Here is a 24,980-nt window from a genome sequence, read left to right as displayed (position 1 = left end):
CGATCATGTCGATCTCGCCGATCAGGCCGTCGGCGGCGCGCTGGAAGTCCTGCGACTCCAGCACCGGCACCTGCGCCGCGGCGACCGCCTCGGCCGCTTCCTTACGCCGCTGGGCGATCTCCGGCGCCTCGGTCGCGCCGTCCGCCGGGGGCGCCCCCAGCGCGTCGAGCCGCGCCTGCGCCTCGGCGAGCCTGACATGGGCCGTCTTCTCGAACTCGAGCGCGGCGCTGCGCAGCCGCAGCAGGTTGTCGCGCGCGGCCTCGAGTTCCTCGGTGCCGACGTCCTCGTTGCCCGTCAGCGCCTGCGTCGCAGCGACGGCCGTCGCCCATTCGTCGCCGGGATTCGGCTCCTGCGCAGCGGCGTCGCCGGCGAGCCCCCCCCCCAGCCCGACGACGAGCCCGACGACGAGACCGAGTTCGCGCAGGCGCACGCCGGCGTCACGCCACCGCGACATCGGGCAGCGCGTCTCGCTCGCCGTCCATCCAGGGCGGCGTCGGCAATCCGAGCTCGCGCAGGAACGGCGGGTTGAAGATGCGCGACTGGTAGCGCATCCCGTAGTCGCAGAGCACGGTCACGATGGTGTGCCCCGGCCCGAGGTCGCGCGCCATGCGGATCGCGCCGGCGACGTTGATTCCGGTCGACAGCCCCATGCACAATCCCTCGGTCTCGACGAGGTCGTAGACCACGGGCAGGCCCTCGGAATCGGGGATGGTGTAGGGCATGTCGACCTTCAGCCCCTCGAGGTTGGCGGTGATGCGTCCCTGCCCGATCCCCTCCGAGATCGAGGAGCCTTCCGCCTTCAGCTCGCCATGGGCGTACCAGTTGCAGAGCGCAGCGCCGTCCGGGTCGGCGAGGCCGATCCTGACGTCCGGGTTGCGCGCCCGCAGCCCCTCGGCGACGCCGGCGAGGGTGCCGCCCGAGCCGACCGCGCAGATGAAGCCGTCCACGCGCCCTCCGGTCTGCTCCCAAATCTCCGGCGCCGTGGTTTCGACATGGGCCTGCCGGTTCGCCACGTTGTCGAACTGGTTGGCCCAGACGGCCCCCTCCGGCGCGATCTCCGCCAGCCGCGCGGCGAGGCGGCCGGAATACTTCACGTAGTTGTTGGGGTCGCGATAGGGGACCGCGGGCACCTCGACGAGCCGGGCGCCGAGCATCCGAAGCGCGTCCTTCTTCTCCTGGCTCTGGGTCTCGGGGATCACGATCACGCAGCGGAAGCCCATCGCCGCGCCGACGACGGCGAGGCCGATCCCGGTATTGCCCGCCGTGCCCTCGACGATCACCCCGCCCGGACGCAGCGTCCCGCGGGCGACGGCGTCCCGAATCATGAAGAGCGCCGCACGGTCCTTCACCGACTGGCCCGGGTTCATGAACTCGGCCTTGCCGAGGATCTCGCAACCCGTCAGTTCGGACGCCTTGCGAAGTCGCAGGAGCGGGGTGCGGCCGACGAGTTCAGGCAGGGACGACGCGACCCCCATGATGGAGCCTCTCCGAGAATGCTGCGACGACCGAGACCTAGCGCCTGTGCGGGGGGCCATCAACCCGCGCCCGGCCGACCCGGCGCCGCGCCGCCGTCCCCTGCGTCGGGATCGGGCACGTCCGCCGGTCCGCGTGACCATTCCGCCACGAGCCGGTCCTCGTTCGCGCCGAGCCAGAGCAGGGAGACGAGGAGCGGTCCGTTGTTCACCTCGCCCGCCTCGACGACCGCGAGCGCCTCCGCGACCGTGGCGACGATGACCCGGATATCCTCGTCCTCGGTCGCAAGCCCGTGGATCCCCCCTGCCCCGTCGAGCGACGCCTCGCCGACATAAGCGGTGATATGCTCCGCCATCGTCCCGGGGGACGTATAGTAGCTGGCGATCCGGCGCACCCGTCCGAGTGTCAGGCCCGCCTCCTCGACCGCCTCGCGCCGGGCCGTGGCCTCCGGACCCTCGCCGGGGTCGCAGCGTCCCGCCACGGCCTCGAGGCTCCACGGCCGGGGGTCGCGTCGGGCGTAGGGTCCGGGGCGGAACTGCTCGATCATCAGCACCAGCCGCCGCGCCGGATCGAACGGCAGCACCGTCACCGCGTCGCCGCTGGTGAACACCGCCCGCTCGACCGGAGCCGACATGCCGCCGCCGAAGCGGCGATGCCGCAGCCGGTGCTCCTCGACGCCGAAGTAGCGCGCATAGGGGTAGGCGACGCCCAGTTCCTCCACGTCCGCCGCCGTCGACAGATCGCGGCGCAGCAGGACCGGCGTCCGGTCGGCGCGGCCGCGCGCCCGTGCCAGCGCGCGGAACCCGATCCCGTGCATCAGCGCCGGCATCTCCGCTGCCGGCCGGCGCCCAAAATGCGCCATCGCCTCCGCAGCCGCCTCGAGAAGGTGCGCCCGCCATTCCGGATCCGGCGACGCCGGCCAGGCCGCGGCCGGCGCCTCCCCGTCCCGCACCACCGCCGCCTCGGCCGGGCCGGCGCCGGTCTCCACCCGCCGGAACGTCGCGCCGCCGAAGGCCGTCAGCGCGAAACGCAGCCGCGCCGCCGCAAACTCAGTGGCGTGAAACAGCGCGCCGTCGACCCGCCCGCCCGCCGCGTCGACCAGCGCCGCCGCGGGCCCGTGCGGGTCGGTCCGCAAGGCGAGCCCCACGACCGATGTGCGCGGACCGCGCCGCACCGCCGCCTCCGGACCGACGATCGTCGCGAGAAAGTCGTCCTCGGCGAACGGACCGGGAAGGAAGAAGTCGGGCATGGGTCGGTCTCCGGGCCCGGCAGACGGGGGGCCGATCCGGCGGCCAGACGACGCGATCGCCGGACCCGGGCTAGCTCCGTGGCTGCCCGTACCGGTCGAGCAGGAACAGAAGCACGACGGAGCCCACGGTCGCGATGACCAGGGCGCCCACGAAACCGGTCGCGCGGAGGCCGAGACCCCAGAACAGCACCCCGCCGACGAAGGCGCCGGCGACGCCGGTCACGAGGCTCTGGACGAGGCGCTCCCTGCGGCCATGCAGCGCGTTCGCGACATAGCCGGCGATCAGCCCGACGACGAGGAAGGTGACTAGGCCCAGGCCGAGCATCGGCATTCTCCCCTTGGCGACCTGCACAAGCGGTAGGGGCACGACCGCCGGGCGTCAACGGCCCCGCCGCCGCCTGCAGCCGGGCGAGCCATTCCTTCGCAAGCGCGTAACGAAGCGCCCTTCCCGGCACAAGGAACGACATGGTGGTCGAGGGTCGCCCGAGGCAACCAGTTGAATCTGCCCGCATAGTTAATGCGCGCTTTGCGCGCGAGGCCGCTCGCGCAGTGATTGTGCATTGCCGCAACTGGAAAAGAATCGCTTCAAACCATAACGATCCGTGATAAGCGGGCTGCGGGTGGATGGATCCTGATCACCTTGCCAGGGTCGGGTCCGTTGTTGGGTGTCGCTTTTGTGCGAGGGGTGCTGTCATGTCCGAGAACCTTGATCCGTCTGTGAACTTTGCCGACAATCCGCGTCCGCCAGACGGCGATCGGCCGGGCAACGAGACCTCCGACGGCGGGCGCGCGGGCGCGGTCCAGATCCGTCTGACCGGAAACGGCTGGTATGACGACGGGACGGGCGCATTGCTCGACGGGAGCGACCGTCCGAACCCGCGCGCAATCTCCAACACCGTGTTCAAGCAGACCGATTCGAACGGCGTTCATATCGACGTGCCGAACGACGCCGGCTTCTCGAGCCTGCTTTGGGTCTGGGGTCAGTTCATCGACCACGACATGGACCAGACCGCCAGCGCCGCATCGAACGGCTCGGCCGACATCACAGTGCCGGCCGGCGATCCGATGCTGACCCAGGGCGGCGTCTCCTCGATCCCGTTCGACCGGTCCACCCCCGCAAGCGGGGGCGGGGCGCGCGAGTTCAACAACCAGATCACGGCCTTCCTCGACGCCTCGATGGTCTACGGCTCGAGCCAGGCGAAACTCGACCAGCTTCTCGTGTCCGGCACGGCCAAGCTCAAGCTGTCCGCCCAGGGCACGATCATGTTCAACGCGGGCCTGCCGGTTCTCGGCAACGGCGCCGTGGCCGGCGACACCCGCGCCGGCGAAAACGAGGCCCTGCTCTCCATGCAGGCGGTCTTCGCCCGCGAGCACAACCGGCTGGTCGACGAACTCGCCGCCGCCGGGCTGACGGTCGAGCAGCAGTTTCAGGGCGCTCGCGCCCGCGTCGAGGCGATGGTCCAGGCCATCACCTTCAACGAGTTCCTGCCGAAGCTCCTCGGCCCGGGTTGGGAGCCGTCCGCCTATACCGGCCACAAGTCCGACGTCAACCCGGCGATCACGCTCGAGTTCTCCACGGCGTTCTACCGTCTCGGGCACTCGATGCTGTCGCCCTCGATCAACCGCATCAACGAGAACGGCGCCACTGACGCCGCCGGCCACCTCGCGCTCCGCGACGCTTTCCAGCAGAAAGGCGCCCAGATCGCCATCACCGGCGTCGAGGACATCTTCCGCGGCATGGCGACGACAAAGTCGCAGAAGATCGACGCCTTCGTCGTCGAGGATATCCGCTCCTTCCTCTTCAACGCCGGCGGAGGCTCCTTCGGCCAGGACCTCGCGGCGCTCAACATCCAGCGCGGCCGCGACCACGGCCTGCCGACCTACAACGAGGCGCGCGTCGCCCTCGGGCTGGAGGCCAAGACGAGCTTCAGCCAGATAACCAGCGACCCGCAGGTCGCCGCGAGGCTCAGCGCCGCCTATGGCGACGACATCACCAAGGTCGACCTCTGGGTCGGCGGCCTCGCCGAGGACGCGGTCGGGGGCGGCATGGTCGGCGAGCTGTTCCGCGCCGGTCTGATCGACCAGTTCATCCGCCTGCGCGACGGCGACCCGTTCTGGAGCCAGCAGCGCGGCTTCGGCGCCGCCGAACTCGCCGAGCTGTGGTCGACCAGGCTCTCCGACGTCATCGCCCGCAACACGGACGTCGACGACATCCAGGACGACGCCTTCGTCGCGTACAACCGCATCGGCGGGAACGACACGGCCAACACGCTGAACGGCCAGGCGGGCAACAACCTGCTGCTCGGCTTCGGCGGCGCGGACACCCTTAACGGCGGCGCGGCGGACGACCACATCGTCGGCGGCGCGGGGACGGACCGGCTGGCCGGCGGCGCCGGCAACAACGTGCTGATCGGCGGGACCGAAGCCGACACCTATGTCATCGACGCGAGCCTCGCCAGCACGAACGAGGTGCGGGGCTGGGAGGCGATCGACGCCTTCGAGTTCCTCAACACCGCCGGCCGCGGCCCGATCTCCCTGACCGACGGCGCGAACGGCGCGGTCATCGCCTTCGGCCAAGCCACCGTCACCATGAAGGGTGTGACCGCCGCGGCGCTCAACTTCGTCGCGCCGACTGTCAACGCCGATTCCGCAGCCGGCGCAACCGGCTCGCCCGTGGTCGTCAGCGTCCTCGCCAACGACAACGACACCGACGGGGACCAGGCGACCGTCGATCCCACCTCGGTCCGGATCGTCGACGCCGACAGCGGCTCGAACGGCCTGACCAGGACGGTCCCGGGCGAGGGAACCTGGTCGGTCAACGTCACGACCGGCGCGGTCACGTTCACGCCCGAGGCCGGTTTCACCGGCGCGGCGACGTCGATCTCGTACACGGTTGCCGACACCTTCGGGCAGCGTTCGTCGCCGGCGGCGGTCAATGTCACGATCGGCTCCGGCCAGGGCGGCAACCCGCCGACCGTTGTCGCCGACGCCTTCGCCGTCAACGCCAACGGCTCAGCCACGTTCGCGATCCTCGCCAACGACAGCGACGCCGACGGGCTCGACGCCACGTCGGTCCGTCTCGAAGGGGCCGACGCGGGATCCGCGGGTCGCACCAGGACCGTCGCCGGGGAGGGCGTCTGGACGGTCAACGCCACGACGGGCGCCGTCACCTTCGCGCCCGTCGCCAACTACACCGGCGCGGTGACTGACGTCGCCTACACGGTGGCCGACACGACCGGCCAGCGGTCGGGCCTAGCGGCGCTCGACGTCACTATCGTCGGGGGGACCAATCCCGGCCAGACCTTCAACGGCAGCGGAAACGGCAACACCCAGAACGGCGGCGCCGGGAACGACACTCTGAACGGCAATGGCGGCGGCGACACGCAGAACGGCAACGGCGGCAACGACGTGCTGAACGGCGGGACCGGAACCGACACGTCCAACGGCGGCGACGGGAACGACATCATCCTGATCAGCGGCACGCAGGCGCGGAACGACGCGATCAATGGCGGCGCCGGGCTCGCCGACACCATCCGCATCACCGCCAACGGCGATGCGACGCTCGCCGGCACCAACCGCATCTCCAACGTCGAGATCTTCGAGGGCAGCGGCCGGGCGGTGCTCGGCACCGACAACGACGACGTCCTCGACTTCTCGAAGTTCGCGGCGGTGAGCGGCGTTGCATCGATCCGCGGCATGCGCGGCAACGACACCATCACCGGCATGTCGGGCGCCGACAGTCTCTTCGGCGGCAGAGGCAACGACACCCTCGACGGCAACGGCGGCGGCGACACCTTCGTCGGCGGCAACGGCAACGACACGTTCCGGTTCGTTTCGGGCGCTTCGGGCGGCAACCATCGCATCGACGATTTCGACGCCAGCGGAAACGATGTAATCCGCCTCGTGGGGTTTTCCGAACTCGCCGGCCTGACGAACGCCCAGCGCGTCGCGGCCGTCGCCGACGCCACGACGTTCGACGGCAGCGGCGCGACCATCGACCTCGACGACCTCGGCGGCTCCGGGGAGATCTTCCTGGCCGGCGTCAGCAGCACGCGGCTCGGTTTCAGCGCCGAGGACTTCACCTTCGGCTGACGTGGTCCCGCACGAGAACGGGGCCTTCCTCGCAATGACATGGGCGGCTATATGGCCGCCCATGTCCGTTTCGCCCAACGCCCCCGCCCTGCCACCGCAAGTCGCGCGCCGCCGCACCTTCGCGATCATCTCGCACCCGGACGCGGGCAAGACGACGCTGACGGAGAAGTTCCTCCTCTACGGCGGCGCCATCCAGATGGCCGGCCAGGTCCGCGCCAAGGGCGAGGCCCGGCGCACCCGCTCGGACTACATGAAGATGGAACAGGAGCGCGGCATCTCCGTCTCCGCCTCGGCCATGTCGTTCCCGTTCCGCGACTGGTGGTTCAACCTCGTCGACACGCCGGGGCACTCGGACTTCTCCGAAGACACGTATCGCACGCTCACCGCCGTCGACGCCGCCGTCATGGTGATCGACGGCGCGAAGGGCGTCGAAAGCCAGACGCGCAAGCTCTTCGAGGTCTGCCGCCTGCGCGACCTGCCGATCCTGACCTTCTGCAACAAGATGGACCGCGAGGCGCGCGACACCTTCGAGATCATCGACGAGATCCAGCATGAGCTGCAGCTCGACGTCTGTCCGGCCTCCTGGCCGATCGGGCAGGGCCGCGACTTCCTCGGCTGTTACGACATGCTGAACGACCGGCTCGAACTCATGGACCGCGCCGACCGAAACCGGCGGGCCGAGAGCGTCGCGATGCAGGGGCTCGACGACCCGCGCATGGCCGATCGCATCCCCGCCGACGCGCTCGCGACGCTGCGCGAGGAGGTCGCGATGGCCCGCGAGCTCCTGCCCGCCTTCGACCACGAGGCGATGCTCGCCGGCAACCTCTCGCCGATCTGGTTCGGCTCGGCGATCAATTCCTTCGGCGTGCAGGAGCTGATGGCCGGCATCGGCGCCTATGGCCCGCCGCCGAGCGTCCACGCCGCCGAGCCGCGCGAGGTCGGGGCCTGGGAGCCCGAGGTGACCGGCTTCGTCTTCAAGGTCCAGGCCAACATGGACCCAAAGCACCGCGACCGCGTCGCCTTCCTCCGGCTCTGCTCGGGACATTTCGGGCGGGGCATGAAGCTCTTCCACGTCCGCTCGGGCAAGCAGATCACAGTGGCGAGCCCGATGCTGTTCCTCGCCCAGGACCGCGAGCTCGCCGAGGACGCCTGGGCCGGCGACATCATCGGCATCCCGAACCACGGCCAGCTCAGGATCGGCGACGCGCTGACCGAGGGCGAGACCATCCGTTTCACCGGCATCCCTTCCTTCGCCCCCGAGCTGCTGCAATCGGTGCGCGCGGGCGACCCGATGAAGGCGAAGCACCTCGAGAAGGCGCTCAACCAGTTCGCTGAGGAAGGCGCCTCCAAGCTCTTCAAGCCGCAGGTCGGCTCGGGCTGGATCGTCGGGGTCGTCGGTCCGCTGCAGTTCGACGTGCTGGCGAGCCGCATCGAGCAGGAATACGGGCTGCCCGTGCGCTTCGAGCCGACGCAGTTCACCTCGGCCCGGTGGGTGGCGGGCCCCCGCGACAGGATCGACGCCTTCGCCAGGGCCAACAAGGGACACATGGCCGAGGACCACGACGGCGACCCGGTCTACATGACCCGCCTGCAATGGGACATCGACCGGGTGACGCGCGACTGGCCGGAGCTGCGGCTGACCGCGGTCAAGGATACCGTCGCCTGAAGACTTCGGTGTCAAGGGTTTACGGCGGATTCTTCGATGCACATTCCATGCACGACGTATGCACGACGCATATGCCAAGCAAAAGAGTCAGAATTGAATCGTTAATGCAGGCGCGAGGCATTCAGGCCGAGGCCGTATGATACCGGCGGGCTCATGAAACGACTCGCGGCCCTCTCTTTGCATTTGGCACTTTTATCGTGTATACTCAAATAGTTACCCAACCTATCACGCGTGTTAGCCCGTGTTGCGCCGGGTGGCCTCGTAGACTCGCCGGTATGAGAGCCCGCTCACCGGCCGGCGATCGGCCCGAGCTGCGGCCGATCTGCGCCAAGGATACGATGGCGCAAGCTCGGCGCACGGGCTAACCTTCGCGAAGAAGCGGTGCTGCGAACGAAACCTATGTGGCTCAACGGCATGGCATGAACACCTGGCTCTGGAACCTCGGTCACGCGCCGGGCTACATGCTCCTCATCATTCACGTGGCGCTCCAGGTCTTCTTCATCGGCCGGGCGCTCCTGCGCCCCGAGCGCGAACCGGCCGCGCGCATGGCATGGGTCGTGGTGATCCTCGTCGCCCCGATCATCGGGCTGCTGTTCTACGTCCTCTTCGGCGAGCCGAACATCGGCCGCCGCAGGGTCGGCCGCCTGCGCGCGGCGCTGGCGCGGCTGCCCGCCTTCGACGCGCTGGCGACCCACGAAGGCGAAGGCGAAGCCGCCTCGGTCGTTCCGACCCGGCTCGCGCCGCTCTTTCGCGTCGGAGAATCCATCAGCGGCTTCCCGGTCGTGGCCGGCAACACCGGCGCGCTTCTCGCCTCGTCCGACGCCGCGATCGACGCCATGATCGCCGACATCGACGCGGCGGCCGACCACGTGCATCTGATGTTCTACATCTGGCTGCCGGACGGCAACGGGCTCAAGATGGTCGATGCGGTCAAGCGCGCCGCGCGGCGCGGGGTGGCGGTCCGCGCCATGGCCGACGATCTCGGCTCGCGCCTGCTCATCCGCTCGCCGCACTGGCAGGACATGGCCGCGGCCGGCGTGCGGATGGCTGCGGCCCTGCCGATCGGCTTCATCCTGTCGCGCCCGCTCAAGGGCCGGATCGACATGCGCAACCACCGCAAGATCCTCGTGGTCGACAACCGCGTGACCTATTGCGGCAGCCAGAACTGCGCCGACCCGGCCTTCGAGATCAAGGCGAAGTATGCCCCCTGGGTCGACGCGATGATGCGCTTCGAGGGGCCGATCGTGCGGCAGAACCAGCACCTTTTCGCCTCGGACTGGATGGCCCACACCTCGGAGGACCTGAGCGCGCTCGTCGCCGAGCCGGTCGGGCCGCTGGGCGCGGGCTTTCCGGCGCAGGTGATCGGCACCAGCGCCGCGACGCGGCCCTCGGCGATGCCGGAGATGTTCGAGGCGCTTATGTACGCCGCTCGGCGGGAACTGGTGGCGACGACGCCCTACTATGTCCCTGACGAGCCGATCCAGGCCGCGCTCTCCGCGTCGGCGCGGCGCGGGGTTGCGACGACGCTGATCCTGCCCGCCCGCAACGACAGCTGGATCGTGGCGGCCGCGAGCCGCAGCTATTACGCCCAGCTTCTCGACGCCGGGGTGACGATCTACGAGTATCGCCCCGGGCTCCTGCACACCAAGTCGCTGACCATCGACGGCGAGGTGACGCTGATCGGCTCGGCCAACATGGACCGGCGCAGCTTCGAGCTGAACTTCGAGAACAACATCCTGCTGTTCGACAAGGAACTTACCCGGGCGATGCGCATGCGCCAGGAGGAGTACAAGGGCCAGTCGAACATCGTCGATCGCGCCGAGGTCGAGGGGTGGAGCCTCCGTGCCCGGCTGCGCAACAACGCGATCGCGATGTTCGGCCCCGTGCTTTGACGGCGAGGCAAGCCCCTGAAAAAGCCAGGATTCATCTGGCCGGAACGCGGCTGGAATCGGGCTGAATCCGCCTTGCCACTTTTTCAGGATTCGACAACGCTTCGGCGCGTGTCCGGCGCCCGGGCCGCTGGCGTCAGGCCAGGGTCTTGTCGGGGATGTTGAGCGCCGCCTGCGATGCGGGCCGCGCCAGCGCGCGGGCGAGCCAGGCCTTCACGTTGGCGAAGCGCTCGAACTCGACGAGATCGAGCGCTTCGTAGCCTTCGAGCCCGCGCACCCAGGGCCACAGGGCCATGTCCGCGATGGTATACTCCCCCATCATCCAGTCGCGCCCGTCGAGCCGCGCGTCGAGCACGCCGAGCAGCCGCTTCGCCTCGTTGACGTAGCGGGTGAGCGGCCGCCTGTCCTCGATCTCGCGGCCGGCGAACTTGTTGAAGTAGCCGATCTGGCCGAACATCGGGCCGACGCCGCCAATCTGGAACATCAGCCACTGGATGGTCTCGTAGCGCGCGCCGCCCGAGGGCAGGAACATGCCTGTCTTGTCGGCGAGGTAGATCAGGATCGCGCCGGACTCGAAGAGCCCGAGCGGCCGCCCGTCCGGCCCGTTCGGATCGATGATCGCGGGGATCTTGTTGTTCGGGTTGAGCGAAAGGAACTCGGGCGTCATCTGGTCGCCCGAGAGGCTCACCAGATGCGGCTCGTAGGACAGGCCCGTCTCCTCGAGCATCGCCGAGACCTTGATCCCGTTCGGCGTCGGCCAGGAATAGAGTTGCACGCGGTCGGGATGCTGCGCCGGCCACCGCGCGGTGATCGGATGGTCGAGGGTGGGGGCGTCGAGGCTCATTCGCGTGTCTCCCTGGGTCTGTCCAGCCGCACTTGTGCCGCGCGCGGGGAATTGCAAGCCGGCGCGACCCCCGGCCGATCCCCCGGGGGCGGGCGGCGTCAGTCGACGAAGGCCTTTTCGATGACGAACTGGCCGGGCTCCGAGTTGGACCCCTCGATGAAGCCGAGTTCCTCGCAGATCGCCTTGTGCTCCTGGAGCATCGCCATGGAGCCGCAGATCATCACCCGGTCCGTGGCCGGGTCGAGCGGCGCCCCCGTGGCCGCCGCGAGGCGGCCGTCGCGGATCCAGTCGGTCATGCGGCCCATCGCCGGGCTCTGCTCGCGCGTCGTGGTCGCGATGTGGACGAGCTTGTCGCCCACGACCTCGGGCAGGAACTCGTGCTCGCTGATGCGGCGGACGAGATCGTGGCCGAAGGCGAGCTCGCCCACCTGCCGGCAGGTGTGGGTAAGCACCACCTGCTCGAACTTCTCGTAGGTCTCCGGGTCACGGATGATCGAGGCGAAGGGGGCGATGCCCGTGCCTGTCGAGAACAGGAAAAGCCGCTTGCCGGGCACCAGCGCGTCGTGGACGAGCGTTCCCACCGGCTTCGGCCGCATCGCGATCTCGTCGCCTTCCTTGATGTGCTGGAGGCGCGAGGTGAGCGGCCCGTCCTGCACCTTGATCGAGTAGAACTCGAGCTCCTCCTCCCAGGAGGGCGAGCAGATCGAATAGGCGCGCAACAGCGGCTTGCCGTCGACGACGAGTCCGATCATCGCGAACTCGCCGGAGCGGAAGCGGAAGCTCGCCGGGCGGTCGCAGTTGAACGAGAAGGTCCGGTCGGTCCAGTGCCGGATGTTGCGCACCTTGAGGAGCGCCATGCCGCGCAACGCCTTGTCCACCACCTGATCCATACACCGATTCCTCTGTTCCATGGGATGCGCGGACGTGACGGTCGGCTGCGTCCCCGGGCGGCGGCTTTTACACCGGCCGGCCGGCGGGGAAAAGGGTCCGCACAGACGTGATCGCGGCGCGAATCGCCCGACGTTGACGAAGATCGTGCGCAAGTATATATGGAACCGCAATAAGCAGGGCCTCAATCCGGAGGTCCGGGGCCGCGCGAGCAAGCGGCCGCATCGCCGCTCAACCTTTCAGCGCAAGGCCACATGACCACATTCTCCGACCTCTCGCTTGATCCGCGAGTCCTCGAGGCCGTTTCCGAAGCCGGATACGAGACCCCGACCCCCATCCAGATCCAGGCCATCCCCCACGCGCTCGAAGGGCGCGACGTGCTCGGGATCGCCCAGACCGGCACCGGCAAGACCGGCGCCTTCGTGCTCCCCATGCTCTGCGCGCTCTCCAAGGGACGCGCCCGGGCGCGGATGCCGCGCAGCCTGGTTCTCGCGCCCACGCGCGAGCTCGCGGCGCAGGTGGCCGAGCAGTTCGAGAAGTATTCCAAACACCTCAAGCTCTCGATGGCGCTGCTGATCGGCGGCGTCAGCTTCAAGGACCAGGACAAGCTCATCGACCGCGGCGTCGACGTTCTGGTCGCCACCCCGGGCCGGCTGCTCGACCATTTCGAGCGCGGCAAGCTGATGCTGACCGGCGTGCAGATCATGGTGGTCGACGAGGCCGACCGCATGCTCGACATGGGTTTCATCCCCGACATCGAGCGCATCTTCAAGCTGGTGCCCTTCACCCGGCAGACGCTGTTCTTCTCGGCGACGATGGCGCCGGAGATCACCCGGATCACCGACACGTTCCTGCACAACCCGGTCCGGGTCGAGGTGGCGCGGCAGGCGACCACCTCCGAGACCATCTCGCAGTGGGTCGTCAAGCACATCCCCCGGCGCAAGGACACCGGCCCCTCGGAGAAGCGCGAGATCCTGCGGCGGCTGATCCGGGCGGAGGGCGACGCGCTCACCAACGGCATCATCTTCTGCAACCGCAAGGTCGAGGTGGACGTGCTGGCGAAGTCGCTCAAGAAGCACGGCTTCGACGCGGCGGCGCTGCACGGCGATCTCGACCAGAAGCTGCGCATGGCGATCCTCGGCCAGTTCCGCGACGGCGAACTGAAGCTGCTGATCGCCTCCGACGTCGCGGCGCGCGGGCTCGACATCCCCAACGTCAGCCATGTCATCAACTTCGACGTTCCGATTCATCCCGAGGATTATGTGCACCGCATCGGCCGCACCGGCCGCGCCGGGCGCGCCGGGACGTCGATCACGCTCTGCCTGCCGCACGACGAGAAGCACCTCGCCCGGATCGAGGAGCTGGTGAAGAAGGCGGTCCCGGTCCGCGAGAGCCCGCTGGCCGGCGGAGCGCCCACCGAGGACGTCGCCGCCGAGCCTGCCGCCGAGCGCGGCGGCGCGGGCCGGAGGGAACGCGCGCGGGGCGGCCGCGGCGGAAGGTCCGGCGCCCGGCCGACCGGACCGGCGCCGGCGAGCGAACGCGAGGAAGCGGCTCCGGCCCCCGCGGCGGCGGCCGTCGCCGCCGAGCGATCCGACCGGCCGCGCCACGACGGCGGCCGCCGGCGCGGCGCGGCCGGGGAGCGCGTCGCCCCGGGCATGGGCGACCACGTCCCCGCCTTCCTGCTGCGCGAGTTCCGCGTCCCCGCGTCGGCCGCCGACACGGAGGAGGACGAGGATCAGCCCGCCGTTCCGGCCGCAAAGGCGTCCCGGCCCCGGAAGGCGGTCCCCGTCGAGACTGTCGAAGCCGTGGCGGAAGCCGCCGGGCCTGCCGATGCGGCGGAAGCCGCCGGGTCTGTCGATGCGGCGGAGGTCGTGCAGAAGGCGCCGGCGAAGCGCCGCGCGCCGCGCCGGCGCCGGGCCGCGGAGCCTGCCGCGGCCGAGGCCGAGGTCGAAGTCTCGCCCTCGGCGGCATGATGCGCACCGAATTCGACGACGAGCTCGAGGCGCGGCTGGTCCGCTACGCCGCGATCGACACCCAGAGCGACGAGACCTCGGCGAGCGAGCCGAGCACGGCCATCCAGCTCGACCTCGCGCGGCTCCTGCGCGACGAGCTGGCCGAGATGGGCGCCGAGGACGTGCAGCTCACCGAATACGGCGCGGTCCTCGCCACGATTCCGGCCACGGTCTCCGGCGCCGTCGCGCCGATCGCCTTGCTCGCCCATGTCGATACCGCGCCGCAGTTCAACGCGACCGGCGTGAAGCCGGTGGTGCATCGCGCCTGGGACGGCGCCCCGATCCGCTTCGCCGACGCGCCCGATCTCGTCCTCTCGCCCGAATCGTCGCCCTACCTGGCCGGCAAGGAGGGCGAGGACATCGTGACGGCGAGCGGCGCGACGCTGCTCGGCGCCGACGACAAGGCGGGCGTGGCCATCGTGATGGCGGCGGCGCGCGCGCTCCTCGCCCGACCCGACGTGCCGCATGGCCCGGTCCGCATCGCATTCACGCCCGACGAGGAGATCGGCCGCGGCGTCCACTCGAACCTGCCCCGCGACCTCGCCGCCGCCGTCGCCTACACCTTTGACGGCGGCGAGAAGGGCGAACTGACGTGGGAGAGCTTTTCCGCCGACAAGGCCGTCGTGCGGATCGAGGGCGTCTCGATCCATCCCGGCGACGCCAGGGACCGGCTGGTGAACGCCCTGCACCTCGCGGCGAAGATCGTCGACACGCTGCCGCAGACGACGCGCACCCCGGAGACGACCTCGGGCCGCCAGGGCTTCATCCACGTCTACGAACTGCGCGGAACCGCCGCCGCGGCGGAGATCCGCATGATCCTCCGCGATTTCGAGCTCGACGGGCTTGCCGCCCACGGCGCGCTCGTGCGCCAGGTGGCCGAGGCGGTCGCCGCGACCGAGCCGCGGGCGCGGGCAGCGGTGGAGATCACCCCGCAGTACCGCAACATGCGCTACTGGCTCGAGGCGGACATGCGCCCCGTCGAAGTGGCGCAGGCCGCCTACCGGCGCTGCGGGCTCGATCCGGTCTCCACCCCGATCCGGGGCGGCACCGACGGCTCGCGGCTGACCGAGCTGGGGGTGCCGACGCCGAACGTCTTCACGGGGATGCAGAACGTCCACGGCCCGCTCGAATGGGTGAGCGTGCAGGACATGGCCGCCGCGGTCGGCGTCGCCATCGAACTCGCCCGCCTCTGGGCGGAGCCCGGCCCGGCCGCCTGAGCCGCGCTCGCCTTCGCCACAGGGCGCTTGCGCGCGACGGGGCGGCGGACGATAACCGCTTCATGCACTCTGGACCCTCCCCCGACCGTGACGCGCGCTCGGCGATCCGCGCGCTGACCTATGCCGACGAGGCGGCGCTGGTGCGCGATCTCGTCGTGCGCACGCGACTCGCCCCGGCCGAGCGCGACGCCATCTCGGCGGCCGCCGCGCGACTGGTCGAGGAGGTCCGCGCCAGGTCCTCGCCGACGGTGATGGAAGCCTTTCTCGCCGAATACGGCCTCTCCACGGACGAGGGCGTCGGCCTCATGTGCCTCGCCGAGGCGCTGCTGCGCGTTCCCGATGCGCAGACCATCGACGAGCTGATCGCCGACAAGATCGAGCCCTCGAACTGGGGCGCCCATCTTGGCCGCTCCACCTCGTCGCTCGTCAACGCCGCCACCTGGGGGCTGATGCTCACCGGGCGCGTCCTCGACGACAGCCCGGGGCCGGCGGCGCTGCTGCGCTCGGCGATGCGTCGCCTCGGCGAGCCGGTGGTGCGCAAGGCCGTTGGCCAGGCCATGCGGCTGATGGGCCGGCAGTTCGTTCTCGGCGAGACCATCGAAGCCGCGATGGACCGCGCCCGCACCCTCGAGGCTCGCGGCTACGCCTATTCCTACGACATGCTCGGCGAGGCGGCGCGAACCCACGCCGACGCCGACCGCTACGCCGCCGCCTACGCCAACGCCATCGCCGCGATCGCCGGCCGCGCCACCGGCGACGTCCGCAGCTCGCCCGGCATCTCGGTCAAGCTCTCGGCGCTCCACCCCCGCTACGAATGGTCGCACCGCGCCGACGTCATGGCGGAGCTCGTCCCGCGCGCCCGGACGCTCGTCCGCGCCGCCGCCATCGCCCGCATCGGCTTCAACATCGACGCCGAGGAGGCCGACCGCCTCGATCTGTCGCTCGACGTGATCGAGGCGCTGTTCTCCGACCCGCTCCTCGACGACTGGCAGGGCTTCGGCGTCGTGGTGCAGGCCTATGGCCTGCGCGCCGGCGCCGTGATCGACCGGCTCGCCGCCCTCGCCGCCCGCCACGACCGCCGCATGATGGTGCGCCTCGTAAAGGGCGCCTACTGGGACAGCGAGATCAAGGGCGCGCAGGAAAGGGGCCTGCCGGGATTCCCGGTCTTCACCCGCAAGCCCGCGACCGACGTCAGCTACATCGCCAACGCCCGCCGGCTGCTCGACAACCGCGAATGGATCTACCCGCAGTTCGCCACCCACAACGCCCACACCGTCGCGGCGGTGCTGGCGATGGCGGGCGAGGACCGCGAGAACTTCGAGTTCCAGCGCCTGCACGGCATGGGCGAGGCGCTCCACGACATCGTGGCGACCTCCGAGGGCACGCGCTGCCGCCTCTACGCGCCCGTGGGCGCGCATCGTGACCTGCTCGCCTACCTCGTGCGGCGGCTGCTGGAGAACGGGGCCAACTCCTCCTTCGTCAACCAGATCGTCGACAAGTCGCTGCCGGCCGCGACGATCGCCGCCGACCCGATCGCCGAGGTCGAGAGCTGGGGCGATGCGATCGTGAATCCCGGCATCGCGCCGCCGCCGCGCCTGTTCGCGCCGCGCGCCAACTCGGCCGGGTGGAACGTCAACGAGCCCGCCTCGGTCGCGCCGCTGATCGCCGCGCGCGAGGCCTGGCGCGCCCATCGCTGGCAGGCGGGGCCGACGCTGCCCGGCTCCGGCCCCGACGGGCCGGCCCGCGCGATCGTCAATCCCGCCGACCCGGCCGAGACGGTGGGGGAGGTGCGCGAGGCGACCGCCGACGAGGTCGCCGCCGCGCTCGCCGCCGCCGGGGTCGCCTTCCCGGGATGGGCGGCGACGCCGCCCGCCGAACGCGCCGCCTGCCTGCGCCGGGCCGCCGACCTCTACGAGGCGAACGCCGCCGAGCTGACCGCGCTCGCCACCCGCGAGGCCGGCAAGACGCTCGCCGACGCCATCGCCGAGCTGCGCGAGGCGGTGGACTTCCTGCGCTACTACGCCGACGAGGCGGAGCGCGCGAAGGGCGAGGGCCGCGGCGTCATGGTCGCGATCTCGCCGTGGAACTTCCCGCTGGCGATCTTTTCCGGGCAGGTCGCGGCCTGCCTCGGCGCCGGCAACGCCGTGCTGGCCAAGCCCGCCGAGCAGACCCCGCTCATCGCGGCGCGGGCGACCGCGCTCCTGCACGAGGCGGGCGTCCCCGCCGGCGCGCTCGTGCTCCTGCCCGGGGACGGCCCCGGCGTCGGCGCGCCGCTGGCCGCAAGCCCCGCCATCGCCGGCGTCGTCTTCACCGGCTCGACCGAAGTGGCGCAGTCGATCCACCGCGCGCTGGCCGCCAACGCCGCGCCCGACGCGGCGCTCGTCGCCGAGACCGGCGGGCTCAACGCCATGGTGGTCGATTCCACCGCGCTCACCGAGCAGGTGGTGCGCGACGTCCTTGCCTCCGCCTTCCAGTCCGCCGGCCAGCGTTGCTCGGCGCTGCGACTTCTCTATGTGCAGGAGGAGGCGCGCGCCCGGGTGATGGAGATGCTCGGAGGCGCCATGGAGACGCTCCGCCTCGGCGACCCGTGGGATCCGGCGACCGACGTCGGCCCGGTCATCGACGCCGAGGCCGAGGCCGCCATCGCCGGCTATGTCGACGCCCGGGCCGACCGTGTGACCAAGTCGCTCGCGCCCCCCGCCCCCGGCCGCTTCGTCGCGCCGACGGTCATCGAGGTCTCCGGCATCGCCGATCTCGACCGCGAGGTCTTCGGCCCGGTGCTGCACGTCGCCCCGTTCCGCGCCGACGGGCTCGACGCCGTGGTCGACGCGATCAACGCCCGCGGCTACGGCCTGACCTTCGGCCTCCACAGCCGCATCGACGACCGGGTGGAGCGCGTGACCGCCCGGCTCGCGGTCGGCAACATGTACGTCAACCGCAACCAGATCGGGGCGATCGTCGGCTCGCAGCCCTTCGGCGGCGAGGGGCTTTCGGGCACCGGCCCGAAGGCCGGCGGGCCGTTCTACCTGCCGCGCCTGCAACGCCGCGCCGAACCCGCGCCCGACGCCGCGCCCGGCGGCCCGGAGATCGCCGTCGGCGAGCTGTTCGGCGGGCTCGACGCCGCCGCCTGGGCCGCCCGCGACGACCGCATCGCCGCCTTGCGCCGCCTTCTCGGCGACAACCCCGCCCTCGCCGCCGCCGCCGCGTTGCCGCAGGCGCCGCTCGACCTGCCGGGACCGACCGGCGAGAGCAACCGCCTGAGCCTGCATCCGCGCGGCCGCGTGCTCTGCCTCGGCGCCGGTCCCGCGGCGGCGCTGGCGCAGGCCGTGCAGGCGCTCGCCGCCGGCAATGCCGTCGTCGTCGTCGCCGAGGGCGCAACGGCGGCGCTCGCGCCCCTCGCCGCGGCCGGGCTTCCCCTGGCGGTGCGCGATGGCCGCATCGTTCCGGCCGCGCTCACCGACGTTCCCCGGCTCGGGCTCGTGGCGGCGCGCGGGCCGGAGGACTGGCTCCGCGCCCTGCGTGTCGCCCTCGCGGCCCGCCCCGGCCCGATCGTGGCGCTGGAGACCGGCCTTCTCGCCCCGGAGCGGCATGTCGTCGAGCGCCATCTCTGCATCGACACGACCGCCGCCGGCGGCAATGCGAGCCTGCTTGCGGAAAGCGCCTGACCGATGACCGAGGATGGGCGCGAGTCGCACCCGCCCTATCGGCCGCCCCCGCGCGAACTGGTGGCGCTCGCGGCGGTGCTGGCGCTGGTCGAGATCGTGCTGGAACTGTCCGACCATGGCCTGATCGGTACGGGCCTGCGCGCCCGCGTCTTTGCCGTCGGCGCCTTCTGGGCGCAACTACTCCACGGCGCGCGCCCGATCTTCGATCTGCAGCCGGTCACGATGTTCGTCAGCCACGCCTTCCTGCACGGCGGCTTCCTGCACATGGCGATGAACTGCGTCGTGCTGCTCGGCCTCGGCCGGCTGGTGTCAGACCTCTACGGCAGCCGCGCGATCCTGCCGGTGTTCCTGGCCGGCGCGGTCGCCGGCGGCGCGGTTTTCGGGCTGCTCGCGACGAGCCCCTACCCGATGGTCGGCGCCTCCGGCGCGATCTTCGCCTTCGTGGGCGTCTGGGTTGTAGGCGACTGGCGCCGGCTCCGCGCCGCGGGACGCCCCGTCCGTCCAGTCCTGTCGCGGGTCTTCGGCTTCGTGCTTCTCAACGTCATCTTCTTCGTGGCGCTGTCGGGAATGCTGGCTTGGGAAGCCCATCTCGGCGGCTTCCTCGCCGGTCTCGTCGCCGGCGTCCTGCTCGAGAACTGCCGCGAGCGAAAACTCGAAGCCCGCCTCGCCGAAGCCCGGACCGCCGCCCGGGCCCGCCGCGAGGGCCGCAGCCCGTGATCTTGCTCAATGAGCGGTCGCACCAGACCGACGGACGCCGTTTGGGCGCGTCACATCAGGAGAGCACCCCGCCATCGGCGTCGTCGCCGGATTCGTCGATCAGCCGCAGCAGGTCCGGCACGCGCACCGTGCGGTTCTCGCAAAGCTCGACCACCCCGTCCCGGCGCAGCGCCGAGATCTGCCGGCTCACCGTCTCGATGGTCAGCCCGAGGTAGTCCGCCATCGCCTCGCGGGTGATGTAGAGCGGAAACACCAGCGTCCCCGGCTTCGGCTCGCGCTGGAGCGCGGCGTCGCGGCGGGCCATGATCACGAACAGGCTGGCGATCTTCTCGCGCGCGGTCTTGCGCCCAAGCAGCAGCATCCATTCCCGCGCGCTGTCGAGTTCGTCGAGCGTCATCTGCAACAGTCGCCGCTCGATCTGCGGCATCCGCGCGACCAGCCGCTCGAACTCGGGCTTCTGGAACATGCAGAACACCGTCTCGGTAGCGGCCACCACGTCGTAGGCGTTCTGCGCCCGCCCCGGCCGCCCGAGGAAGTCGGATGGCAGGAGCAACCCGACCATCTGCCGCCGGCCGTCGGCGAGGGTCCGGGACAGCATCGCCACCCCTGTCACCACGCTGCCGACCATCGACATCCGCTCGCCCGCCCAGGCGATCGTCTCCCCGGCCTCGAAGCGCCGGTAGCTCTTGAAGCTGTCAAGCTCCTCGAGGTCGTCGGGCTCGCAATAGGCGCACACCGCGCGACGGCGGATAGGGCAGACCTCGCATCGGGTCTCGGCGCTCCTGTGCGAACGGACAGCCTCCAAATCCCGGTCCCCCAACCTCATCCACCGAAGTTAGTCGCCCGGTTGATCAGGATCAAGGCGGCTGGCCCCTTCGCGCGGACGCTGTGGCCATGATGATTACCGCCGTCGCCCCGACCGAAGACCCGCCATCGCGGGAGCGCCTTGTCCCCCGCTACGCCACCTACCCGACCACGGCGCTGTTCCGCTCCGACGTCGGCTCCGCCGCGCGCGCCGCCTGGACCGCGGCGCTGCCGCCCGGGGTCGTGCTGTCGGCGCGCCTCCACGTGCCGTTCTGCCGCCGGCTCTGCGCCTTCTGCTGCTGCCGCACCCAGCGCGCCCGCTCGGCCGGACAGGTCACGGCCTACGCCCGCGCGCTCGTGACCGAGATCGAGCGGGTCGCGCGGCGCCTGCCCAACGGCGCGACGCTCAAGGCCGTGGCGCTTGCCGGCGGGTCCCCGACGATCCTGCCGGTCGCCGCCATCCGCGCCCTCGGCCATGCGCTCGGCGCGCTGGGACCGCTCGCGCCTGGCGCGCCGTTCGGCGTGGAGATCGAGCCGCACGGCGTCCCGCGTCGCCGGCTCGACGCGCTCCTCGGGATCGGCATGACCGAAGCGATCATCGGGTGGCAGGATCTCGCGCCCGAAGTGCAGGAGGCCGTCGGCCGCGAGCTGCGCCTCGACCGCGCCGCGGCGACGATCGCGGACGTGCGCGCCGCGGGGGCCGCGCGGGTCGCGGTGGACATCCTCTACGGGCTGCCGCGGCAGACCGCCGCCTCCTTTGCCGCAACCTGCGCCGCGGCGGCGGCGCTTGCGCCGGACCGCATCACGCTGACGGGCTACGCCCACGTGCCCTGGATGGCCCGGCGCCAGCGGCTCATTCCCGAGGCGAACCTGCCCGCCGCCCCGGAGCGCGCCGAGCACTTCTCCGCTGGCGCCTCCGTCCTCGCCGCGGCCGGCTACCGCGCCGTGGGGATCGACCTCTTCGTCCGTCCCGGCGATCCGCTTGTCGCGGCGGCGGATCTGCGGCGCGACCTGGGCTTCTGGCTGGCCGCGCCCGTCGACGCCGCGCTCGGGTTCGGCGCGGCCTCGGTCTCGCGGTTGCCGCAGGGCTACGTGCAGAACGTCGCCGAGACCGGCGCCTATGTCGATCGGATCGCCGCCGGCGACGATCCCGCCTCCCGGGGGCGCGCGCTCGGGCTCGAGGATCGGGTCCGCGGCCGGGCGATCGAGATGCTGCTCTGCGACCGCCGGGTCGACGTCGCCGAACTCGAGGCCACGTTCGGCGATTTCGCCCGGAGTGTCCTGCCCGCCTGCGCGGCGGCCGCGCGTCGCTTCCCGGAAGTCGTCCGGCTCGTGCCGGACGGGCTCGACGTCGCGCCGGCGCCGCCCGCGATCCTGCGCGAGATCGCCGGGCTTTTCGACGCCCACGCCGGCTGACGCCCGGCGCGCGTCAGAGGCTGCCGCCGTCGATGAACTTGCCCTTCGTCGTGCCGTCGGCGGCCATGTTGCAGACGCCCTGCCGACGGCCGGCGACCACCTCGATCAGCCAGGTGCCGGCCGCGCCCTTGCGGGCGTCGGTGGCGTAGACGTTGCTCTTGCGCAGCTTCCAGTTGTTGGCCGCCTTTTCGACGCAACCCTTCATCGCCTTCTGCGGCACCCCGGCGAACTTCTTGCCGCCCTGCCCGCCTTGCTGAAGCTTGCGCTCGCGGACGCCCGCGTCGTAGCCCGCGCCGTAGGTCGAGGCCGGCAGGTTGCTGCGGTAGCGCGCCCCGGCGAGGCCGTCGCGATAGCCGGCCTCGAACTCGGCCTTCTGCTGGCCGGTCGTGAAGGTCTTGCCCGGCGGGTAGTCGCTTCCGTCCTGGGCGAGCGCGGCCACTCCGAGGGCGGCCGCCGCGGCGATCGCGATGGCCGCGGCGACGTCCTTGCCCTTGGTTTTTGCAAACCCGGGCCCGGACGAGGCCGCGAGTGCGAGGCTCAACAGCATTGCGGTGGCGGCGGACTTCTTCACGGGCGTGTTCCTTTCATTCGGTTCGTCCGAGCCTATCGCACCTTGCGGGCCGGATCTCTCCCGATCAGCGCCGGCGGTTTAGTACCGGCGAGTCTACCAGGCCACCCGGCGCAACACGGGCTAACACGCGTGATAGCATGGTAACTACCTGAATACACACGATAAAAATGCTAAAGGTCAAAAAAGGTCCGCGAGTCGCTTCTTGAGCCCGCCGGTATAAGGTCGCGGGCGCGGCCGCCCCGCCTCTACCGCAGCGGCAGCTCCGCCAGGGGCGGCCGGGCGCGCTTGCGGTTGAGCTCCAGATGGCCGAGGGGCGTCCAGCCGGCGATCGTGGTCTCGATGCCGTCGCGGCGCAGCGCCGCCTTCAGCGCCTGCTCGATCCGTCCGCGATCCGGCTTGGCGAGCGGCGCGAAGTCGACGACGACCTGCCCGCCCAGCCCGCGCAGCCGCAGCTGGCGCGGCAGTTCGCGCGCCGCCGCGATGTTCGCCGCGATCGCCGCGGCCGGGGCGCCGTCGCCGCCGGTGTTGACGTCGACCGCGACGAGGGCGCGCGTCGCCTCGACCGCCAGCGAACCGCCGCCCGGCAGCGCCACGTCCGGCGCGAGAAGCGCCGCCGCCTCCTCCCAGACGCCGGCGCGGGCCAGCGCCTCGGGGTGGGTCTCAACCGGATCGTCGGCCGCGCGCGGCCAGTCGCGCCGGGCGAGCGCGGCCGCGCCGGGCGCAGCCTCCAGACACGCGCCGCCGGGGGCCCCGGCCGCCGCCTCGATCCGCGCCAGCCGCGCCCGCAGCCCGCCGATCTCGGCGGCGAGGTCGCCCGGCCGCGCGGTGGCTGCCAGCGAACGCACGATGAGGCCCCAGCCTTCCGGCGCGCCTTCCATGGCGGCGGCGGCGATCGCGCCGAGCGCCGCGCCGTCCTCAATGGCCTTGGAGACGTTCACCCCCGGAGCGCCCGGCGTGAGGATCGCGAGCCGCCCCTTGAGGAGCACGCGCGTCGTCACCGGCGGCGCCTTGCCGGGCTCGGCCCACGAGGCGACCTGCACGAGCAGTCGCGATCCCGGCGCCGGCAGCTTCGCGCCGCGCAGGAAGCCGGTCGCGCCGCCGCCGAGATCGACCATCATTCCGCCGATGCCCTTCATCGGCCGGCCGGCGACCGCGCGATGGATCGCCGCGGGGCGCGGCCGCGCATCCCCCGCCGGCAGGTCGATCAGCAGGTCGTCCAGCCGTCCGTCGACGATCAGCGCCGCCGCGGCGCCGCCGTCGCCGCGCGGCTCGACGAGGATCTGGCGCCCCTTCACGGCCGCCATCCCGCCGCGCGCAGGAGGCCGAGCGTCTCGGCGATCGGCAACCCGACCACCGCGCTGTAGGAACCGGAAATCCAGGGCGCAAAGGCGGCGGCGCGTCCCTGGATCGCGTAGCCGCCCGCCTTGCCCCGCCATTCGCCGCTGGCGACATAGGCGGCGATCTCCGCCGGATCGAGACCGCGGAAGCGCACCACCGTCTCGACGACCCGGCTCCAGTCCCGGCCGCCGCGGCGAACCGCCACGCCCGTCAGCACGCGGTGGCGCCGCCCCGACAGCAGCCGCAGGAAACTGGCCGCCTCCTCGGGACCGGACGGGGAGCCGAGCATCCGCGACCCGCGCGCCACCACGGTGTCCGCCGCCAGCACGATGTCTTCGGGCCCGGCCGCAACCGCCGCGGCCTTGGCGCGCGCCAGCCGCAGGGCGCAGGCGCGCGGCGTCTCGTCCCGGAGCGGAGCCTCGTCGATGTCGGCGGCGGCGACCAGATCGGGGGCGACGCCCACCTGCGCGAGCAACTCGCGCCGCCGCGGGCTCGCCGAGGCGAGGATCAGCCGCGGAGGCAAGGCCGGTCTTACTTGAAGCGGTAGTTGATGCGACCCTTGGTCAGGTCGTAGGGGGTCATCTCGACCTGCACCTTGTCGCCGGCGAGCACACGGATGCGGTTCTTGCGCATCTTGCCGGCGGTATGGGCGATGATGACATGGCCGTTCTCGAGCTCCACCCGAAAGGTCGCGTTGGGAAGAAGCTCGGTCACGACCCCGGGGAACTCGAGAAGCTCTTCCTTGGCCATGTGGATCCCGATGCAGTTACGACGGAACGGAAGCGCGCAACCCGCGCGTCCGCGCGCCGTACATGAGCCGCCCGGGCGGAAGAATCAAGCACGAACGTCGTGAGCACGCAACGGCCCGCGACCTTTCGGCCACAGGCGCGGAGCGCGTTCAGTACTTCTGCGGCACGTAGAGTTCCGGCGGCAGCACCTTGCGCTCGTATTCCGGGTTGAACACCCGCTCCGGCAGCGTGATCTCCTCATGCGGCACTTCCTCGTAGGGGACGAGGCTCAGCAGGTGGTCGATGCAGTTCAGCCGCGCCCGCTTCTTGTCGACGCCCTGGACGATATACCATGGCGCCTCGGGGATGCTGGTGCGGGCGAGCATCTCCTCCTTGGCCTTGGTGTAGGCC

General features: G+C 71.3%; 18 protein-coding genes and 2 pseudogenes. 8 read left to right on the top strand and 12 right to left on the bottom strand.

Annotated features, from left to right (window positions below; all coding sequences use genetic code 11):
- The 4 genes and pseudogenes from KBA23_RS08755 to KBA23_RS08740 all read right to left on the bottom strand — a co-directional run.
- Nucleotides 1-454 (bottom strand): annotated as a pseudogene (locus tag KBA23_RS08755) (hypothetical protein); the annotation flags it as partial.
- Nucleotides 438-1,475, bottom strand: coding sequence for a cysteine synthase A (locus tag KBA23_RS08750; protein ID WP_290739509.1), 1,038 nt, complete (start codon nucleotides 1,473-1,475; stop codon nucleotides 438-440). The pseudogene KBA23_RS08755 and the gene KBA23_RS08750, both read right to left, overlap by 17 nt.
- Nucleotides 1,476-1,534: 59 nt before the next feature.
- Entirely contained in the window at nucleotides 1,535-2,722 is a 1,188-nt protein-coding gene (locus KBA23_RS08745; RefSeq protein ID WP_290739506.1) for an NUDIX domain-containing protein, read from the bottom strand.
- A gap of 70 nt (nucleotides 2,723-2,792) precedes the next feature.
- Entirely contained in the window at nucleotides 2,793-3,047 is a 255-nt protein-coding gene (locus tag KBA23_RS08740) for a GlsB/YeaQ/YmgE family stress response membrane protein (RefSeq protein WP_290739503.1), read from the bottom strand.
- A 368-nt stretch (nucleotides 3,048-3,415) separates the two neighbouring features.
- Between KBA23_RS08740 and KBA23_RS08735 the strand changes: the two genes are divergently transcribed.
- The 3 genes from KBA23_RS08735 to cls all read left to right on the top strand — a co-directional run bounded on the left by KBA23_RS08735 (nucleotide 3,416) and on the right by cls (nucleotide 10,372).
- Nucleotides 3,416-6,814 (top strand): peroxidase family protein, encoded by a 3,399-nt coding sequence (locus KBA23_RS08735; RefSeq protein WP_290739500.1) that lies wholly within the window; start codon nucleotides 3,416-3,418, stop codon nucleotides 6,812-6,814.
- A 61-nt stretch (nucleotides 6,815-6,875) separates the two neighbouring features.
- Entirely contained in the window at nucleotides 6,876-8,480 is a 1,605-nt protein-coding gene (locus tag KBA23_RS08730; RefSeq protein ID WP_290739497.1) for a peptide chain release factor 3, read from the top strand.
- Between the two features lie 401 nt (nucleotides 8,481-8,881).
- Nucleotides 8,882-10,372, top strand: a complete 1,491-nt coding sequence (cls, locus tag KBA23_RS08725) for a cardiolipin synthase (RefSeq protein WP_290739494.1) — start codon at nucleotides 8,882-8,884, stop codon at nucleotides 10,370-10,372.
- 133 nt (nucleotides 10,373-10,505) lie between these two features.
- On the opposite strand, the gene KBA23_RS08720 is transcribed toward cls, so the two are convergent.
- Nucleotides 10,506-11,213, bottom strand: a complete 708-nt coding sequence (locus tag KBA23_RS08720; RefSeq protein ID WP_290739491.1) for a glutathione S-transferase N-terminal domain-containing protein — start codon at nucleotides 11,211-11,213, stop codon at nucleotides 10,506-10,508.
- A 98-nt stretch (nucleotides 11,214-11,311) separates the two neighbouring features.
- Nucleotides 11,312-12,103, bottom strand: coding sequence for a ferredoxin--NADP reductase (locus KBA23_RS08715; RefSeq protein ID WP_290739488.1), 792 nt, complete (start codon nucleotides 12,101-12,103; stop codon nucleotides 11,312-11,314).
- A 252-nt stretch (nucleotides 12,104-12,355) separates the two neighbouring features.
- Here KBA23_RS08715 and KBA23_RS08710 point away from each other — a divergent pair, with 252 nt between their 5' ends.
- The 4 genes from KBA23_RS08710 to KBA23_RS08695 all read left to right on the top strand — a co-directional run bounded on the left by KBA23_RS08710 (nucleotide 12,356) and on the right by KBA23_RS08695 (nucleotide 19,712).
- Nucleotides 12,356-14,074, top strand: coding sequence for a DEAD/DEAH box helicase (locus KBA23_RS08710; protein WP_290739485.1), 1,719 nt, complete (start codon nucleotides 12,356-12,358; stop codon nucleotides 14,072-14,074).
- On the top strand, nucleotides 14,074-15,330 hold the full coding sequence (gene pepT / locus KBA23_RS08705) for a peptidase T (RefSeq protein ID WP_290739482.1): 1,257 nt from the start codon (nucleotides 14,074-14,076) through the stop codon (nucleotides 15,328-15,330). Before KBA23_RS08710 ends, pepT begins: the two co-directional genes overlap by 1 nt.
- Nucleotides 15,331-15,392: 62 nt before the next feature.
- The gene (putA, locus tag KBA23_RS08700; protein ID WP_290739479.1) at nucleotides 15,393-18,995 is read left to right on the top strand and encodes a bifunctional proline dehydrogenase/L-glutamate gamma-semialdehyde dehydrogenase PutA; all 3,603 of its coding nucleotides are present in this window, start codon (nucleotides 15,393-15,395) and stop codon (nucleotides 18,993-18,995) included.
- Nucleotides 18,996-18,998: 3 nt separating this feature from the next.
- Nucleotides 18,999-19,712: a rhomboid family intramembrane serine protease gene (locus KBA23_RS08695; protein ID WP_290739476.1), complete on the top strand. Its 714-nt coding sequence runs from the start codon at nucleotides 18,999-19,001 to the stop codon at nucleotides 19,710-19,712.
- A 55-nt stretch (nucleotides 19,713-19,767) separates the two neighbouring features.
- Here KBA23_RS08695 and fnrL read toward each other — a convergent pair whose 3' ends face one another.
- The gene (gene fnrL, locus KBA23_RS08690; RefSeq protein WP_290739473.1) at nucleotides 19,768-20,538 is read right to left on the bottom strand and encodes a transcriptional regulator FnrL; all 771 of its coding nucleotides are present in this window, start codon (nucleotides 20,536-20,538) and stop codon (nucleotides 19,768-19,770) included.
- Nucleotides 20,539-20,606: 68 nt separating this feature from the next.
- Between fnrL and KBA23_RS08685 the strand changes: the two genes are divergently transcribed.
- Nucleotides 20,607-21,932, top strand: a complete 1,326-nt coding sequence (locus KBA23_RS08685; RefSeq protein ID WP_290739470.1) for a radical SAM protein — start codon at nucleotides 20,607-20,609, stop codon at nucleotides 21,930-21,932.
- A gap of 13 nt (nucleotides 21,933-21,945) precedes the next feature.
- On the opposite strand, the gene KBA23_RS08680 is transcribed toward KBA23_RS08685, so the two are convergent.
- The 5 genes and pseudogenes from KBA23_RS08680 to KBA23_RS08660 all read right to left on the bottom strand — a co-directional run.
- Entirely contained in the window at nucleotides 21,946-22,503 is a 558-nt protein-coding gene (locus tag KBA23_RS08680) for a hypothetical protein (RefSeq protein ID WP_290739467.1), read from the bottom strand.
- Nucleotides 22,504-22,748: 245 nt separating this feature from the next.
- Nucleotides 22,749-23,798, bottom strand: coding sequence for a ribonuclease E/G (locus KBA23_RS08675; RefSeq protein WP_290739464.1), 1,050 nt, complete (start codon nucleotides 23,796-23,798; stop codon nucleotides 22,749-22,751).
- Complete coding sequence (locus tag KBA23_RS08670) at nucleotides 23,795-24,364, bottom strand: nucleoside triphosphate pyrophosphatase (protein WP_290739461.1); 570 nt, start codon at nucleotides 24,362-24,364, stop codon at nucleotides 23,795-23,797. Before KBA23_RS08670 ends, KBA23_RS08675 begins: the two co-directional genes overlap by 4 nt.
- 8 nt (nucleotides 24,365-24,372) lie before the next feature.
- A complete protein-coding gene (gene infA / locus KBA23_RS08665) occupies nucleotides 24,373-24,591 on the bottom strand; it encodes a translation initiation factor IF-1 (RefSeq protein WP_290739457.1) in 219 nt (72 codons plus the stop codon).
- Nucleotides 24,592-24,739: 148 nt separating this feature from the next.
- Nucleotides 24,740-24,980, bottom strand: a pseudogene (locus tag KBA23_RS08660) (polyphosphate kinase 2); the annotation flags it as partial.

This window comes from Amaricoccus sp. (genome assembly GCF_017995835.1).
Classification (GTDB): Bacteria; Pseudomonadota; Alphaproteobacteria; order Rhodobacterales; family Rhodobacteraceae; genus Amaricoccus.
Note: the sequence above shows the minus strand (reverse complement) of the source record. Positions and strands in the feature narration are given on the sequence as shown.